Source organism: Actinopolymorpha cephalotaxi (genome assembly GCF_013408535.1).
Taxonomy (GTDB): domain Bacteria; phylum Actinomycetota; class Actinomycetes; order Propionibacteriales; family Actinopolymorphaceae; genus Actinopolymorpha; species Actinopolymorpha cephalotaxi.
Window position 1 is genome coordinate 5,782,357 of record NZ_JACBZA010000001.1, and the last position, 14,716, is coordinate 5,797,072.

Below are 14,716 nucleotides of genomic sequence, written 5' to 3' on the forward strand. Positions count from 1 at the left end.
AACGTCACTCCGCTTCGGTGAGTGGGTGCACCATGAGCTGCGGGTCGCGCTGGAAGCCGGCGCGTTCGTAGACGGGAACCGCACGGCGGCCGGAGTGGACGGTGACCCGGCTGCAGCCTCGCTCCCGCCCGTGCTCGACGAGTGCGCGTACGACGCTCGAACCGATGCCCCGCCCGCGGTGGTCCGGCAGGACGAAGACCGACTGGATGTCGCCGGTACGCCGGTCCAGTTCGCCGGGCACGGGCACGCGAGCGGCCAGCGCGAGAAAGCCCACCCCGACGAGGCCCGGCCCGTCGGCCGCCACCACCGCCACGTAGTCCTCGCGCCGCTCCCACCACGTCGAGAAGCTGCGGATGTAGTCGTCGAGGCCGCCGTCCGGCTCCGGACGGCGCTCGAAGGTGGATCGCCAGCGGAGCTTCGCCAGCTCGGCCGTTTCGCCCCGCGTCGCCTCGCGGATCTCGATGGTCACGGCCTGACTCTAGGTCGTTCTCTACGATGGGTCGATGCGGAGGCGACGGTTCACCGGGCGACTGCTCACGCTCGCCCAGGTCGGCCATGCTCACTGGCTCTTCGGCAATCTCTACGAAGCCGTGGTCAGGGTTCCGGACCGGCTGGCCGGTGCCGTCGACGGGGCGCGGGTGAGTTCACCCCTGGGTCCCGGAAGTCCGTTGCGCTACTACGTTCCGGCCGTACCCGCGACCTTCCCCGCCGCGCTCGCCGCACTGTGGGCGGGCTGGGACGATGGCCCGGAGGCTCGCCGGTGGCTTGCTGTCGCCGCCTCCTGCTCCGTCTCCGGCGCCGCGGTGACAGCCGTTCTCGTACGCCTCAATCTCCGGTTGTTCTTCACCTCCGGCCCGTTGCCGACGGCCGAACGCGAAAAGCTGCTGCGCACGTGGTACCGCCTGAACGCCGTCCGGATGGCCGCCACCGCCGCCGCGTGGATCGCCGCCCGGCAGGCAGCAGACCGCATCGCCTACTGATCGCCCGCTGATCGCCCGCTGACGAAAGGCGGAACGCATGGAGTGGAACGAACGCCGCACCCTGCTGGACCAGGCGCGCGCGTGGTGGGAAGACCCCGAGCAGGTGTCCCACTACAGAAAGGAGGTCGACTCCGGGCCGACCCCGGCCGAGCAGCTTCTGTTCCGGGCGCTACCGGCCTCCGGCCGCGTGCTCGACGTCGGCTGCGGAGCCGGGCGCATCGCGTTTCACCTTGCCGACAAGGGATACGACGTGACCGGCGTGGACATCAGCGAGGCCATGGTCGCCACCGCACGGGATCTCGCCGGGCAACGTCACTCCACCGCGACCTTCCGCCAGGTCGAGCAGTTGGCGTTGCCCTTCCCGGATAGCGGTTTCGACGCGGCCGTCGCCGGCAAGGTCCACTGTTACGTTCCTTCCCGCTCCGGTCGTCAAGAGTTCCTTGACGAGGTGGGGCGGGTCCTTCGGCCACGCGCGCCACTACTGCTCGTCAGCTATGTCGTACCCAGTGAGCAGGAAGCCGACGACGTGCTGGCTTCCGACGCCCTGCACCGGCGGGCGGCGGCGAGGTTCCGGTCGCTCGAACCGCTGGACACGTTCTGTGGGGACAGAGGTTACGTGCACTGGTTCACGCCGGAGTCGCTGCGGGAGGAGTTCGCCGACTCGCCGGCGTTCGAGCTCGAGTCGGTACGGGAGGACGAACCGGGCGGCTTCCTGCGCCTGGTCGTACTGCGGCGACGGAACACCACCGGAGCCGTGCCTGGGGGCACGAAGCTCTGAGCCGTCGCGGGACTCCTCCCGGCGCCAGGTGGGCCAGGTACGAGCACACATCACGTCGCACACCAAGGGGATGGAATGTTCAACCACCAAGCCAGCAAGAGGTTCTCGCGTCGCACGAAGGGTGTCGCTGTCACCGCCGGCTGAGCCTGGCGTCTCACGCCGAAGCGCCTACGCCCATTCGGTTTCGACGTCACCGGCGATGTAGGTGCCGTGCTCCTCGCCCTGGCAGATCCCGGCCATCACGCCGGCCCGGTCGATGTCGAACACGTGCAGGGGAAGCTTCTGGTCGCGGGCGAGGATGAAGGCGGCCTGGTCCATCACCCGCAGGCCCTGTGCCAGCACCCGGTCGTAGCTGATCGAACGGTAGCGGCGGGCGTCCTTGTTGACGTTCGGGTCGCTCTCGTACACCCCGTCGGCACCGTGCTTGGCCACCAGGATCGCGTCCGCGTCGATCTCGGCGGCGCGCTGGACGGACGGGTAGTCGGTGGTGACGTAGGGCTGGCCGATGCCGCAGGCGAGGACGACGATCTTGCCCTTGGCCAGGTGGTTGAGCGCGCGAAGCCGGATGTACGGCTCGGCGACGGAGTTGATCGGGATCGCGGTCATCACGCGTACGTCGTGGTCGCTCAGAGCACTGATCTTGCCCCGTAGGAGAATCGCGTTGATCAGCGTGCTCAGCATGCCGATGCTGTCGGCCTCCACGCGGTCGATGCCCCACTCGTCGGCCGAGCTCCCGCGAAAGACGTTGCCGCCGCCGACGACGATCGCGACCTGCAGGCCGAGGTCACGTGCGCGCAGGACCTCCCGTGCGAGGTGGTCGAGTGCGTCCGCACTGAACCCGGAGCTGAGCGTGCCCGCCACGGCCTGGCCGCTGAGTTTGATCAGGATGCGTCCGTACCGAGACATCATGCGTCCCCTCGTTCTGCGCCGCGACCGGGGTGCCGTGGCGCCCCGCACTCTACTGGTGCGTACGTCACCGGCCCGCGCACTCGCCGCCGGGGCTCACCGGGTGTTCACCCACCCCGCGTGGACGACTACGAGCGGTCACCCCACGGTCCTCGACCTCGCTCCGCGATGAGCTCTCCGGACGTGCGGCTCCAACGTGCTAGCCAGCAACAAGTATGGGTCGAACACCTTGTGGACAATGCGATCTCTGTCGGTGGCGCCAGATACGATTCGATCATGTCTCCCTCTCCTCGGCTTGGTGTGGGTTCGTAACCAGGGCCGGGAGGGGGTTGGTGTGGCTGGGTTGGGGTGTGTGGCGCGGGGCGGGGCATGAGAAGACGCGCACGTGGTTGCCCTTAGGTTCTGGGTGTCGAATCCTTAACCGTCTGGAGCAACGCACGTGCGCGTCACCACGGTATTCAACCGCATTCTGGGTTTGTCCGGGGCATCGGTGTGCTCGGTGGACTTCACCACCGACGGCCTCGTTCTTGGCCTTCGCCGCCGGCGTGGCCGCCGCTACCGGTGTGAGTGCGGGTTCTCCACCCGGGCCCGCTATGACATATCCCGCCGCCGCTGGCGCCACCTGGACTTCGGGGCCACCAAGGTGTGGCTGGCCGCCGACATCGCCCGGATCGCCTGCCCGGCGTGTGGAATCCGCACCGAGACCGTGCCCTGGGCGCGGCGCAACGCCCGGCACACCCGCGACTTCCAGGACGTGATCGGCTGGCTGGCCCAGCGCATGGACAAGACGAGCGTGGCCCGGCTGCTGCGGTGCTCGTGGGAGGCGGTGGACCGGGCGGTGAGAATGCTGGTGGCCGACCATCTGCCCACCGACCGGCTGGACGGGCTGTATCGGATCGGGGTGGACGAGATCTCCTACAAACGCGGCCACCACTACCTGACCATCGTCTGCGACCACGACACCGGCCGGGTGGTCTGGGTGACCAAGGACCGCACCCGCAAGGCGTTCGAGGGCTTCTTCACCGCCCTGGGCCCTGACCGCAGCAAACAGCTGACCGCGATCACCATGGACGGCTCCCCGATCTACATGCCCGTCGCCGCACAGAAGGCGCCACAGGCCGCGGTGTGCCTGGACCCCTTCCACGTCATCAAGTGGGCCAACGAAGCCCTCGACAGAGCCCGCCAGGCCAACCCCGCCGTCCCACCACTGCCAGCCGCCCCGGCCAACCCGGCCAGCCCGGCCGCCCCGGCCAGCCCGGCCAAGCAGCACACCGTCGCACAGGTCAACGCCCCGGCCAGGGCGTGGCGACGGCTGAAGACAGCGCTGCGCTCAGGCGCTGAAAACCTCACCGACGACCGCCGCGCCCTCATCAACGCCCTGCGCCGCCACAACTACCAGCTCTTCCGCGCCTGGACCCTCAAAGAACAACTACGAGACCTCTACCGCATCCCACCCGAACAGGCCCGCCGCTACCTTCGAAGGTGGATCACCCGCGCGTTCCGATCCACCATCCCCGCGATGCGCCAACTGGCCACCCGCCTGAAGAAGTACTTCCAACAAACCATCGCAGCCGTCGAACTCGGCCTGTCCAACTCACGAGCAGAAGGCATCAACAGCAAAATCCGCGTCATCCAACGCCGCGGCTACGGACACCCAGGACCAGACTCCCTCACCGCCATGATCTACCTCTGCCTCGGCGGAATCACCCTCAACCTCCCCACACAAACCTGAGGAGAGGGTCATGTCTTCGAGCGAGTGGGGTGCCTGGACCGGTGGTGATGCCGTCGGCCGGATCCTGGCTGCGCTCGACCGGGTCGACGCTCCGCTGGACGAGGCGTGGGTGGCCCCGAAGGGTGGCCTGAAGCCCGAGGACATCGGGGCGGTGATCGCTGCGGCGCGGGCGAAGAAGGCCCGCCTGGAGGCCCTGGAGCTGGACCTGGTGGCTCTGGCGGAGGCCTGTGACATCGGCAGGCTGACCGGCTCCCCCAACGCCACCGTCTACCTGCGCACGGCGCAGCGGCTCGCGCAGCGGGAGGCGTCCGCGGTCGTGGGGCTGGCCCGTGACCTGGGCAAGGTGGCGCGGCTGACGTTGGAGGCGATGGCCGCGGGGGCGGTGTCGGCCCAGCAGGCGAAGGTGATCGCCGAGGCGATCAAGAAGCTCCCCGAATATGTCGGGGCCGATGAGCGGCACCGGGCGGAGGAGTTCCTGATCGAGAAGGCCGCCTTCGCCAACCCCGACGAACTCCGCGGAATGGGCGAGTCGCTGCTGGAACGCATCGCCCCCGAAGAGGCCGAACGGCTGGAGGGGGAAGAACTGGCGAAGAAGGACCGCAAGGCCGAACAGAAACGGTCCCTTCGCTACCTGCCCAACGGCATCCCGCAGTCGGAGACGGTGCGCATCACTCTGCCGTCGTGGGAGATGGAACTGTTCCGCAAGATCATCGAACCGTTGGCGGTGCCGGTGAAAGGTGCCGAGCCCGACACCCGCCCGATCGACCAGCGACGAGGAGACGCGTTCGCCGAACTCATCCCCCGGCTCGCTGGTGCCGCCCCGACCAGCGGCGGCAGACCACCCCAGGTCACCGTCACCATCCCGATCGACACCCTCCTGACCGGCGTGGGGGCCGGGTTCATCGACAACACCGCCACCCCTGTACGCCCCCGGCCCTGCACCTGTCCCTGCACCGACCCCAAGTACGGCACCACCAAGGACACCGGCAACACCCGGAACGCCAAGAACGCCAGACAGGCCCGTACGGACGGGGAACCGACACCGGAGGAAGCAGCAGGCCAGGAACGAGCCCGGGAAACCCAGCCAGGTATGGGGAAAAGGCCACCATCGGGTACCGGCTCACCCACCGACGGGATACCACCACCGCGAACACCGGATCAACCGCACCACCCACAACCGAACACCGACCCCGAACCAGAACCCCGTACCGCAACGGGTTCGGGAACCGAACCCGATCCGCATACCGGGCAGGTTCCGGGGCGTGACGCCGAACCCGACCAGGGTGCGGTGGGGCTGAAGGACGCCATCGACCCGCACGACGGGTGCCCCAAGTGCGGAGGCGGCGGATCAGCCCGCTACCTCGGCACCGACGGCAAACCCATCTCCGCCGCCACCGTCCGCCGGCTGGCGTGCGAGGCCGACCTCATCCCCGTCGTCCTCGCAGGAGACGGGCAGGTGCTCGACCTCGGCCGCTCCGACCGGTTCTTCAGGGAACACCAGCGGCGTGCGCTGGCCATCCGCGACGGGAGCCACTGCCACTTCCCCGGCTGCCAGATCCCCGAACCGCGCTGCATCACCCATCACATGACCGCCTGGGACCACGGCGGACCGACCGACCTGAACAACGGCGTGCTGTTGTGCCGCTTCCACCACGTCACCGTCCACCACAAAGGCTGGCAAGTCCGCATGGGCGCACACGGCCACCCCGAATACGTACCCCCGGAATGGGTGGACCCGCAACAGCGCGTTCTCCGCCCATGAACCCGCCGGACTCCTACCGCGTGCGGTGGGCCACGACGCGGGTGAAGCCGAGCAGGTCGCCGCCGTCGGCGCGCAGCATCCTCGCGTCCGGCTCGTGCCCTCGCCCCACCAGGTCGCAGGCATCCAGCCAGCGCAGCCAGTCCTCCCAGCCACCGGGCACCATGTCGGCGACATCGACCTCGACCAGCCCGGTCCGCTCCCAGTGCCGGCGCCACCAGGCCGGACCCAGCCAGGTGCACATGTCGGGGCCCCAGCGTTCGGCGAGGTACGCCGGCAGCTCCGGAACCGGACCCTGCCCCTCGCCCTGGTCCGGTTCGCGGCGAAGGCCCGGCGCGACGAAGCCGATCGAGCCACCAGACCGCAGGAACTCCACGCAGTACGGAAGGTACAGAGCGTCGGTCCCGAAGTAGTGAAAGGCGTCCAGGCTGACGATCGCGTCGAAGAAGCCGTCCGCGAACGGCAGGGCGTGCGCGTCGGCGTGGATCGGGTGCACACGGTCGGCCAGGCCGGCCTGCTGGATGCGTTCCCAGTTCTCCGTCGGCTCGACCCACAGGTCCACCGCCCACACCCGGACGTCGAACTCGCGCGCCAGGAAGATCGAGGTGAGCGCCGTTCCACAGCCCAGGTCCAGCACACGCATGCCGGGGCGTAGCGGCATCACCTGGGTCAGCGCCTCCGCCGCCCACAGCGGATGCGGCCCCATCAGGTTGTCGACCACCCAGTGCTGGTCGTAGGTGGACGAACGCGGGTAGCGCTCCACCGTGAGTGCCCGTCGCAGTTGCTCCTCGGTGCCCAGATCCTTCGTGTCCGACATGCGCTGACGGTGCCACCGGGACGACCTGTCCACAACAGGTTTCCGGGTCGTTCCGGGGCGGACGTACGGGCTGAAAATCGCTGTGCTCACGGCCGTTCCGCACGCAAGACTGGGCACCGACCGCCAGATACGGTCGTCGAGAACGCCGCCAGCCACAGAGGTCCGAGATGACGTACTACCACGCTGAACACGAGGCCGCGTACGAGCAGATCGCGCAGCGTGGCCTCACCAAGTGGGACGACCTCTTCGAGGACGGTCGCCCTAACCGCTACGAGGAGTTCCCGAACCGGCGCTTCCTCGAACGCACCCTGGCCCGGCTCGACCTGCCCGCACCGGACGAGGTGGACGTGCTCGAGTACGGCTGCGGCACCGGACCGGCCGCCTGCTTCCTCGCCTCGCTCGGCTTCCGGGTGCGGGCCGTCGACCTGATCCCGCGGGCGATCGCACTGGCCCGCGAGTTCGCCCGGCAACGCGGCCTTGACATCACGTTCGACGTCCAGGACATGTGTGCGCTGGCGCACGTACCCGCAACCAGGCGGTATGACCTCGTGGTGGACAGCTTCTGCCTTCAGTCCATCGTCACCGACGCGGACCGGGCCGACCTGTTCGCCGCGGTGCGCGCCCGGCTCGCACCCGGCGGCCACTATCTGATCTCGACGGCGATGTACGAACCGGAACGCGACTACGAGGGCAGCCGATACGACGAGGCCACCGGAGTCTGCCACGAGGAGGTGCCCGCCGAGGTCGTGGGCGCCGTGCGGATCGACGACAGGTGGTACCGCCCGCACCGCCGCCACCTGCGGCCGGAGGCATTTCGCGCGGAGCTCATCCATGCGGGCTTCGACATACTCTCCCAGGACACCCCGTCCGGAGGCGACGTCGTCTGCACCCTGTCAACACGATCTTGACGAGGGTCGGCAGCCGGCCATGCCCGGGCCAGGAGGTCTTCGCCGGGAGGGTGTGTCCGGCGATCGGAGGAGGCGGTGAGAGTTAGGTTCGACCCATGCCCGTCTCGCCTCTGTACCTCCTGCGCCGCCTGGTGGGCAGTGAACGCTGGCAGCACATCCACGTGAAGGCGTCCGTGTGGGCGGTCGTGGGAGTCGTCGCGGTGCTGCTGCTCGGCTCTGCGATCATCGTCCCGGCCGAGTCGTCGAATCCGCGCGCGAACATCACCTCGTTCCCGCTCGCGTTGTGGTGGTCGATCGAGACCGCGACGACCGTCGGGTACGGCGACCTGTATCCGGTCACCCTGGCCGGACGGATCATCGCGACCGTGGTGATGATCGTCGGGATCGCGGCGTTCAGCATCGTGACGGCATCGCTGGCCACCTGGTTCGTCGGCAGCGCCTCACGCCGCGCTCACCAGGTGGCACAGGCCGTCGAACACGCCGAGCGGGAAGGGACGGCCGCGGCCGCACGTGAGCTGCATGCCCTGCACGCGCGCTTCGACCACCTCGAACAGCTCCTGTCCCGAGACTCCGGCGACGGCACGACCTAGCCGCAGGCCACGGAGGGAAGGCCGCCGCCCGGTGTCCTGGCCTACCGCGTGGGCGACGGGCTCGGGTTGAGCGGGAAGGTGCGCGGCGGCGGAATTCCGGGCAGTACGACGACATGCCAGGTGAGCGTCGTACCGCCCTGGTTGGTGATGAAGCCCTCGCCCTTGACGTCGCCCGGAACGCTGTCCCCCGTGAACGTGTAGAGCCGGCGGCCGCTCAGCGCGAGTTGACCGTGCCCTCCCGGCCAGGGCAGCACACCGGCCTTCAGCGACGTCCCGGGAACGGTGGGGGCGACATCGCCCTGCTGCACCAGCACCGGGTGCCAGATGGCGCTGCAGCGGCCGGTGCACGTAGGCGCCTTGTGCCCGCCGCGGGCGCTGAGGAAGTACACCGTCATCCCCCGGGAGTCGGCGATCACCGTGTTACTGCCGGCTACGCGACGGGACGTGATCACCGCCGGTCCCGGGCTCGGGACGGCAGGAGAGGGTACGGACAGCTTGATCGGGGACGCGCCGGGCGACTTCTCCGCCTGTGGCTGACCTCCGCAGGCACCCAGGACCACAAGGAGAACCGCGAGCGCAGCCGTCCAGCGAACACCGCCGCGAACTGCCGCACCTGACGGCACAGGCCGGGTCGACATCGCTGTCCCCCTTCCGCGAACAGCTCGGAGAATTCCCACCGCGCAGCGCAACCGGCTTTCCTTCATCGTCGCCGCGGCCGGATCCGACCGGCCCGGCTATCGGCCCTGTACTCCAGTGCCGATCGCACTGTCATCGACCGGTTCGGCACCCACCTTCTCCGCGACTGTCCATCCGGACGGAAAGCACTGTCGGAGTCCGCACCACCGTCGGTAGGGTCTGCCTCCATGCCGGCTACCCGATCCGTCGACCTGCTCGCCGCGGAAGTGGACGTCCTCTGGGACCGCGACGCCCGGGGACGGCTGCGGCAGGCACACCATGTGGTCTTCGGCGTCGCCGGCGACGGCCAGGTGCTGGCGGTCGGCGACGAGGTGCCCGACGACGTTGCCGACGACCTGGCCAAGACGCTGGACTCCGCGGTCGAGGGCGTGCGCGAGCCTGCCGAGCCCAGGCGGCCGCCGGAGTTTCTCGCGTACTGCCGGCGGCGCATCGTCGGCGCGCTCGGGCCCGTGGTGGTCTCGTCCGGACCCAGTTACCTGGTTCCACGCGCGGCGACGACGCCCATCGACGGACGTACGTACGACGAGGCGAGCGTACGGATCGTGCGGTCCGACGACGAGGCAGCGGCCAGGGACGCCCTGCGCGCCGCGAACCCCGACACCTGGACCGGCGAGGAATGGGCCGACCTGCTCGCCGGGCGGCTCGGCCCGTGGGCGGTGGCCACCCACGACACCCGCGTCCTCGCCGTCGCGCACACCCCGGTCGCGGACTCCCGGGGCGCCGAGGCCGGGGTCTGGACGCACCCGGACGTACGGGGCCGCGGACTTGCCGGCACGGTCACCGCGCACTGGGCACGGCTGATCCGGGGTACGGGCCGGCTGCCGTTCTACAGCACGTCGGCGGACAACCTCTCCTCCCAGCGGGTGGCAGCGCGGCTCGCGCTGCGCCCGATCGGCTGGTTGTGGAAGCTGTCGAGCCCGGACCGGGTCGGCGTACACGCGCATCGGACGTGGCAATCCTGCTGAACTTCCCGCGCCGGCGCGGAGTTCGGTGACAATGGGCCGCATGGCCCAGGCACAACCGAGGCTGCACCCGAAGCCGGCGCGGTCCGCATCCGGTCGTGAACGCGCCCTGCTCGCGTGCGGCGTCGCCGGACCGATCGTGTTCGTCGTCGCGTTCCTCGTCGAGGGGGCGACCCGTCCCGGTTACAGCGCGCTGCGACACCCGGTGAGCTCGCTGGCGCTCGGGGAGTACGGCTGGACCCAGCGGGCGAACTTCCTGCTCACCGGCCTTCTCCTGCTCGCCTTCGCAGTCGGGTCCCGGCCGGCGTTGCGACGCGCGTACGCCGCGGGAATCTGGGTACCGCTGCTGCTCGGCGCGGTCGCGGTGGGCCTGCTCGGCGCCGGCATCTTCGCCACCGACCCGGTGGGCGACTACCCGCCCGGCACTGCGGTGCCGGCCCCGCAGACGATCACCGGAAACCTGCATGACTCGTTCTCGGCGCTGGTCTTCCTCGGCCTGCCGTTGGCCTGCTGCGTGGCCGGCTACCGGTTCGCCCGCGCCGGCCGCCGGGGCCTGGCGGTGTACTCGGTGGCGACGGCGGTGGTGTTCTGGGTCCTGTTCTTCCTCTCCAGTGCGGGGTTCTCCCAGCAGACCGCGCTCGCACCCGTCGGCGGACTCTTCCAGCGGCTCACGCTGGTGGTGGGTCTGGGCTGGATCGGGTGGCTGGCGCTGCACCTGCTGCGCGGTGGCGCCGGGGCACCGTCAAGAACAGATTGACAGCAAGGACAGGTTGACACGCAAGGACAGGTTGACAGGCGGTCGGCTCCTCACCTGCCCCCACCTGCGACCCGTCAGGCTGTTGGAGAACTTCACCACGATCCGGCCGGCCGGCGACGCCGGGGAGATGACGTGGAAGTTGGTGAGGATGATGCCCCTCCGGTTGAGGACCAGCCCCGACCCGGTGGTCCGCCCACCGACCGCGACCGTGTCCACCTCGACGACGCTGCGCCGGACCTGGGCGATGATCTGCGGGATGATGTTCCGCGCGCTCCCACTGCCGGGGATCCGCGGGTTGTAGCTCGTCCCGGCGACGTTCGCCCCCCTGGCCTCCGCCGCCGCCGACCACCACCGCCGTCACGCCTCCGATGACGGCTCCGAGCAACAGCACCGCCGCGGCCAGGCCGGCCAGGATGGCGCGTCGCGACCAGCGCAGTCCGCGAAAGCCGCCGGCCAGTCGTGCGGCGGGGCTTTCGCCGGTACGGCCCTGGGCGCGTTCTTCCCGGGCGCGTTCACCCTGGGCGGGCTCGGGTTTGGCGGGCTCGGGTTTGGCGGGCTCGGGTTTGGCGGGCTCGGGTTTGGCGGGCTCGGGTTTGGCGGGCTCGGGTTTGGCGGGCTCGGGTTTGGCGGGCTCGGGTTTGGCGGGCTCGGGTTTGGCGGGCTCGGGTTTGGCGGGCTCGGGTTTGGCGGGCTCGGGTTTGGCGGGTTCGGGCCTGGCGGGTTCGGCGACCTGCCGGGGTTCACCTGGTCGGCGGCGCCCCGGAACGGTCCGGCCCGGCACCTGCCGTGGTTGCCCGGGTGCGCGGTGGGACCGACCGCTCTGGTCGTCAGGAGCCGACGCACCCGTACCCGGCGCCGTCCGTCCGACGTGCCTCGAACGAGCCGCGTCGGTCGAGGGTGCCGGCGGCTCCGTCGGTGCCGGCGCGTCGGCATCCTTCGTGGCCCTCGACCTGAACCACCGCATGCCGCGAGCCTTGCTCCTCGAAGGAACACAGTGGCGGGGCAGATCGCCCCGACTTCCGCGGGCCTACGGTCAGGGGAAACAACCTGGCCGGGAACAAAGTTGTTCGGGGAAACAACCTCTCGGCGATACTTCCCGCATGAAACCCGATCCGATCGTGCACGAGTACGTCCTGCGGTGCGGGCCCGAACGCGCCTTCGAGGTCTACACCGGCGACATCGCCGCGTGGTGGCACCCGAGCTACACGGCGAACGCGGAGACGCTGTCCGCGGTGACGATGGAACCCCACGTGGGCGGCCGGATCTTCGAGTCGCACCGCGATGGCGAGGAGTACGACTGGGGCCGGGTGACGGTGTGGGAGCCGGGTCACCGGCTGGCGTACTCGTCGACCCTGGCGCAGCCGTCCGGCCGGCCCAGCGAGATCACCGTGGAGTTCAGCCCGCACGAGAACGGCTGCCGGATGCGCTTCGAGCACGGCGGGTGGAACGCCGGCAACGTGGCCGAACGCTCGAAGTTCACCGAGTGGCCGAGCATCCTGGACAGGTTCGCCGCCCTCGCCGACGGAGCCCCGGCGAGCTGATCCCGGCTGGGTCCGGCTCGGGATCCCGGCCCGGTCACGGCCGGAGATCACGGCCTACGTCAAAGCGGGGATCACCTCGGCGGCCAGGCGTTCCATCTGCTCGGCGTCGTCGTACATCGGGTTGAGCAGGATCGTCGCGGCGCCCGCGTCGGCCACCGCCCGCAGTCCGCGCACGCACTCCTCCGGCGGACCGTAGACGGCGAGCGCCGTCAGCCCGCTCAGACCGAAGTAGCCGTAGAGCTGGTCCAGCGCCGCACCGATCCGGGCACGGCCACGCTCGAGGTCGTCGTCGACGGCGATGTAGACGCGCTTGGCGATCGGAAGGTCCTGCTCGTCCCGGCCGGCCTCGGCGAGCTCGGACCGCAGCACCTTCACCTGGCCGGCGAACTGCTCGGTCGTGGTCGACCCCGCGCCCATGAACGCGTCGGCCAGCCGGACCGCCCGGCGCAGCGCGTTGGGATGACTGCCGCCGAACCAGACCGGCGGATGCGGCTTCTGGAACGGCTTCGGCTCCATCGCGGCATCCTCCAGCTGCCAGAACCTGCCGGCGAAGGTGACCCGCGGCTGCGTCCAGCACGCCCTCATCACCTCCAGCCCCTCGGTGAACCGGGTGTTCAGCGTGTCGGGATCGACACCGAACGCCGCGACCGCACGCTGCCGGCCGCCGATCCCGAGCCCGACGTCGATCCGTCCCCGGCTGAGCTGGTCGAGGGTGCCGATGCTCTTGGCCAGGTGGACCGGGCTGTGCAGCGAACTGACCAGCACCGCGCACCCCAGCCGTAGCCGCTCGGTGCAGGCCGCGGCGTACGTCATGGTCTCGATCGGAGCCAGATGCGGCATCGTGCCCAGCACCTGCTCCTGCGTCCAGGCGCTGTCGAACCCGAGCTCCTCGGCCCGGGTCAGGTAGGCACGGAACGCGCCCGGGTCGAAGCTGCCGTCGGGGTGATACTGCGGTATCGAGATCGCGAAGCGCATGCGCCGACGTTAGCCCTGGCCACCGACAGGTTCCGTGCTCAGCCGACCACCAGCCTGATGCCCAGCGGCTCGCCTTGGCGTAGATGCCGTGCCGGCGGTCGCAGCGGGCCAGGTCGCGCGCGTGCAGGTAGCTCCCGCCCTTGGTGACGTACGGCGAGAAGGCCCAGTCCTCCCGCTCCGGAACCTCGGCGGGCGCGCCCGGGAACGGCGCGTACAGCGTGCTCGTCAACTCGTCGGCGTTGCCCGCCATGTCCAGCAGCCCGAACGCACTCGCGCCGGCCGGGAACTCCCCGACCGGGCTGGTGTTTCCCTTGCCGGCGTACACCAGGTTGGCGCGGTCCGGCGCCCAGTCGTCGCCCCACGGATACGTACGCAGGTCGTCGCCACGGGCGGCGCGTACCCACTCCTCCTCGGTCGGCAGTCGCACCGCGGCACCGAGAAGCGCAGCCAGCGCCTCGCACAACGCGAACGTCTGCTCGGCCCCCACCGTCGCCGGGTGGTCCGGTCCGGCGTCGAGCACGGGCACGATCGAGGTCTCCGGCGCGAGCGCGCGTACCTGCGCGACCGTCAGCAGGGTCCGCATGACGCGGAACGCCGGCACTTTTACCGTCCGGCGCGGCACCTCCTTCAGCAGCCAGGCCGGTTCCACGCCGGCGAGGTCGGACGCGGCGAGCTCGGCCCGCACGGTGCCGAGGTCGGACCCGATCACCACCTCACCTGCCGGAACGTCGACCAGGCTGTCCTCGATCCGGGCGAGCGCGCTCGCGACATCCATGCCGAACTCCTTGTTTCGTGGCGACGCGGGACCGCCCGGTCCCGCCTGCCGGAGAGCCTGGCAGCTCAGGCGCCCGGCCGGCCATCGGTCGTTGGTCGGGGTTCGTCCTACGACCTCCGGCCTCCGCCCGGTTGGTGCCCACGGACGTGGTTACGTTCCGGCCGTGCCCACCGGCCGACACGCGCGAGTTGGGCACCTGTGCCCCGAAAGGTTGGTATCGGTCTGGACGCAATGTCCGGCAGAACTCGCGTGATGCTCGCACGGTCGGCGAGAACTGAGGACAATGGTCGTATCTAATCGCGGCACCCGGTCAGGGAGCTGGCTGGATGCCCGGTCCTGTGAGGGAAGGGGGATGCCGTGATCGTTCTCGGCGTCATCCTGCTGATCCTCGGCGCGATCCTCAAGATCTCGATCTTGTGGACCATCGGGATCATCCTGCTGGTGGTCGGGGTCATCTTCTTGATCCTCGGCCGGATCGGCAAGCCAGTCGGCGGCAGGCGAGTTTGGTGGTAGCTGCCGGCCGCGGGCGCCCACGGGCGT

General features: G+C 70.0%; 17 protein-coding genes and 1 pseudogene. 12 read left to right on the forward strand and 6 right to left on the reverse strand.

Features of this window, described 5'->3' with window-relative positions; all coding sequences use genetic code 11:
* Nucleotides 1-4: 4 nt before the first annotated feature.
* A complete protein-coding gene (locus FHR37_RS25740; RefSeq protein ID WP_092890333.1) occupies nt 5-469 on the reverse strand; it encodes a GNAT family N-acetyltransferase in 465 nt (154 codons plus the stop codon).
* A 34-nt stretch (nt 470-503) separates the two neighbouring features.
* Between FHR37_RS25740 and FHR37_RS25745 the strand changes: the two genes are divergently transcribed.
* Both FHR37_RS25745 and FHR37_RS25750 read left to right on the forward strand, forming a co-directional pair.
* Nucleotides 504-980: a DUF1772 domain-containing protein gene (locus FHR37_RS25745; protein WP_092890336.1), complete on the forward strand. Its 477-nt coding sequence runs from the start codon at nt 504-506 to the stop codon at nt 978-980.
* Between the two features lie 37 nt (nt 981-1,017).
* The gene (locus FHR37_RS25750; protein ID WP_092890339.1) at nt 1,018-1,758 is read left to right on the forward strand and encodes a class I SAM-dependent methyltransferase; all 741 of its coding nucleotides are present in this window, start codon (nt 1,018-1,020) and stop codon (nt 1,756-1,758) included.
* Nucleotides 1,759-1,926: 168 nt separating this feature from the next.
* Here FHR37_RS25750 and pyrH read toward each other — a convergent pair whose 3' ends face one another.
* The gene (gene pyrH, locus FHR37_RS25755; RefSeq protein ID WP_237769134.1) at nt 1,927-2,667 is read right to left on the reverse strand and encodes a UMP kinase; all 741 of its coding nucleotides are present in this window, start codon (nt 2,665-2,667) and stop codon (nt 1,927-1,929) included.
* Here pyrH and FHR37_RS25760 point away from each other — a divergent pair.
* The 3 genes from FHR37_RS25760 (at nt 2,666) to FHR37_RS25770 (ending at nt 6,158) form a co-directional block, all read left to right on the forward strand.
* Nucleotides 2,666-2,836 (forward strand): hypothetical protein, encoded by a 171-nt coding sequence (locus FHR37_RS25760; protein WP_175542846.1) that lies wholly within the window; start codon nt 2,666-2,668, stop codon nt 2,834-2,836. The genes pyrH and FHR37_RS25760 overlap by 2 nt on opposite strands.
* Nucleotides 2,837-3,103: 267 nt before the next feature.
* Nucleotides 3,104-4,396, forward strand: a complete 1,293-nt coding sequence (locus FHR37_RS25765) for an ISL3 family transposase (protein WP_179770970.1) — start codon at nt 3,104-3,106, stop codon at nt 4,394-4,396.
* 10 nt (nt 4,397-4,406) lie between these two features.
* A complete protein-coding gene (locus tag FHR37_RS25770) occupies nt 4,407-6,158 on the forward strand; it encodes an HNH endonuclease signature motif containing protein (RefSeq protein WP_179771030.1) in 1,752 nt (583 codons plus the stop codon).
* 13 nt (nt 6,159-6,171) lie between these two features.
* Here FHR37_RS25770 and FHR37_RS25775 read toward each other — a convergent pair whose 3' ends face one another.
* Nucleotides 6,172-6,972 (reverse strand): SAM-dependent methyltransferase, encoded by an 801-nt coding sequence (locus FHR37_RS25775; RefSeq protein ID WP_092889770.1) that lies wholly within the window; start codon nt 6,970-6,972, stop codon nt 6,172-6,174.
* 167 nt (nt 6,973-7,139) lie between these two features.
* Here FHR37_RS25775 and FHR37_RS25780 point away from each other — a divergent pair, with 167 nt between their 5' ends.
* Nucleotides 7,140-7,880, forward strand: a complete 741-nt coding sequence (locus FHR37_RS25780; protein WP_092889773.1) for a class I SAM-dependent DNA methyltransferase — start codon at nt 7,140-7,142, stop codon at nt 7,878-7,880.
* A gap of 95 nt (nt 7,881-7,975) precedes the next feature.
* Entirely contained in the window at nt 7,976-8,470 is a 495-nt protein-coding gene (locus tag FHR37_RS33310; RefSeq protein ID WP_092889777.1) for a potassium channel family protein, read from the forward strand.
* Nucleotides 8,471-8,511: 41 nt separating this feature from the next.
* On the opposite strand, the gene FHR37_RS25790 is transcribed toward FHR37_RS33310, so the two are convergent.
* Entirely contained in the window at nt 8,512-8,886 is a 375-nt protein-coding gene (locus tag FHR37_RS25790) for a COG4315 family predicted lipoprotein (RefSeq protein ID WP_092889780.1), read from the reverse strand.
* Nucleotides 8,887-9,333: 447 nt separating this feature from the next.
* Here FHR37_RS25790 and FHR37_RS25795 point away from each other — a divergent pair, with 447 nt between their 5' ends.
* From FHR37_RS25795 to FHR37_RS25810, 4 genes are all read left to right on the forward strand, one after another.
* A complete protein-coding gene (locus tag FHR37_RS25795; RefSeq protein ID WP_092889783.1) occupies nt 9,334-10,131 on the forward strand; it encodes a GNAT family N-acetyltransferase in 798 nt (265 codons plus the stop codon).
* Between the two features lie 40 nt (nt 10,132-10,171).
* Nucleotides 10,172-10,885, forward strand: coding sequence for a DUF998 domain-containing protein (locus FHR37_RS25800; RefSeq protein ID WP_092889786.1), 714 nt, complete (start codon nt 10,172-10,174; stop codon nt 10,883-10,885).
* A 13-nt stretch (nt 10,886-10,898) separates the two neighbouring features.
* Complete coding sequence (locus tag FHR37_RS25805; protein WP_139239221.1) at nt 10,899-11,186, forward strand: hypothetical protein; 288 nt, start codon at nt 10,899-10,901, stop codon at nt 11,184-11,186.
* 799 nt (nt 11,187-11,985) lie between these two features.
* On the forward strand, nt 11,986-12,426 hold the full coding sequence (locus FHR37_RS25810; RefSeq protein WP_175542824.1) for an SRPBCC domain-containing protein: 441 nt from the start codon (nt 11,986-11,988) through the stop codon (nt 12,424-12,426).
* A gap of 54 nt (nt 12,427-12,480) precedes the next feature.
* Here the strand turns inward: FHR37_RS25810 and FHR37_RS25815 are convergent, their stop codons facing one another.
* Both FHR37_RS25815 and FHR37_RS33530 read right to left on the reverse strand, forming a co-directional pair.
* Entirely contained in the window at nt 12,481-13,401 is a 921-nt protein-coding gene (locus tag FHR37_RS25815; RefSeq protein ID WP_092889795.1) for an LLM class flavin-dependent oxidoreductase, read from the reverse strand.
* A gap of 85 nt (nt 13,402-13,486) precedes the next feature.
* Nucleotides 13,487-14,176: pseudogene (locus tag FHR37_RS33530) on the reverse strand (formylglycine-generating enzyme family protein); the annotation flags it as partial.
* A 357-nt stretch (nt 14,177-14,533) separates the two neighbouring features.
* Here FHR37_RS33530 and FHR37_RS25825 point away from each other — a divergent pair.
* On the forward strand, nt 14,534-14,689 hold the full coding sequence (locus FHR37_RS25825) for a DUF6131 family protein (RefSeq protein WP_092889798.1): 156 nt from the start codon (nt 14,534-14,536) through the stop codon (nt 14,687-14,689).
* Nucleotides 14,690-14,716: the final 27 nt, after the last annotated feature.

Bases quoted from the DNA above. Each gene is read 5' to 3' on its own strand.
- FHR37_RS25745 (WP_092890336.1), top strand. From the start codon at position 504: ATGCGGAGGCGACGGTTCACCGGGCGACTGCTCACGCTCGCCCAGGTC.
- FHR37_RS25750 (WP_092890339.1), top strand. From the start codon at position 1,018: ATGGAGTGGAACGAACGCCGCACCCTGCTGGACCAGGCGCGCGCGTGG.
- FHR37_RS25760 (WP_175542846.1), top strand. From the start codon at position 2,666: ATGCGTCCCCTCGTTCTGCGCCGCGACCGGGGTGCCGTGGCGCCCCGC.
- pyrH (WP_237769134.1), bottom strand. From the start codon at position 2,667: ATGATGTCTCGGTACGGACGCATCCTGATCAAACTCAGCGGCCAGGCC.
- FHR37_RS25770 (WP_179771030.1), top strand. From the start codon at position 4,407: ATGTCTTCGAGCGAGTGGGGTGCCTGGACCGGTGGTGATGCCGTCGGC.
- FHR37_RS25775 (WP_092889770.1), bottom strand. From the start codon at position 6,972: ATGTCGGACACGAAGGATCTGGGCACCGAGGAGCAACTGCGACGGGCA.
- FHR37_RS25780 (WP_092889773.1), top strand. From the start codon at position 7,140: ATGACGTACTACCACGCTGAACACGAGGCCGCGTACGAGCAGATCGCG.
- FHR37_RS33310 (WP_092889777.1), top strand. From the start codon at position 7,976: ATGCCCGTCTCGCCTCTGTACCTCCTGCGCCGCCTGGTGGGCAGTGAA.
- FHR37_RS25795 (WP_092889783.1), top strand. From the start codon at position 9,334: ATGCCGGCTACCCGATCCGTCGACCTGCTCGCCGCGGAAGTGGACGTC.
- FHR37_RS25800 (WP_092889786.1), top strand. From the start codon at position 10,172: ATGGCCCAGGCACAACCGAGGCTGCACCCGAAGCCGGCGCGGTCCGCA.
- FHR37_RS25810 (WP_175542824.1), top strand. From the start codon at position 11,986: ATGAAACCCGATCCGATCGTGCACGAGTACGTCCTGCGGTGCGGGCCC.
- FHR37_RS25815 (WP_092889795.1), bottom strand. From the start codon at position 13,401: ATGCGCTTCGCGATCTCGATACCGCAGTATCACCCCGACGGCAGCTTC.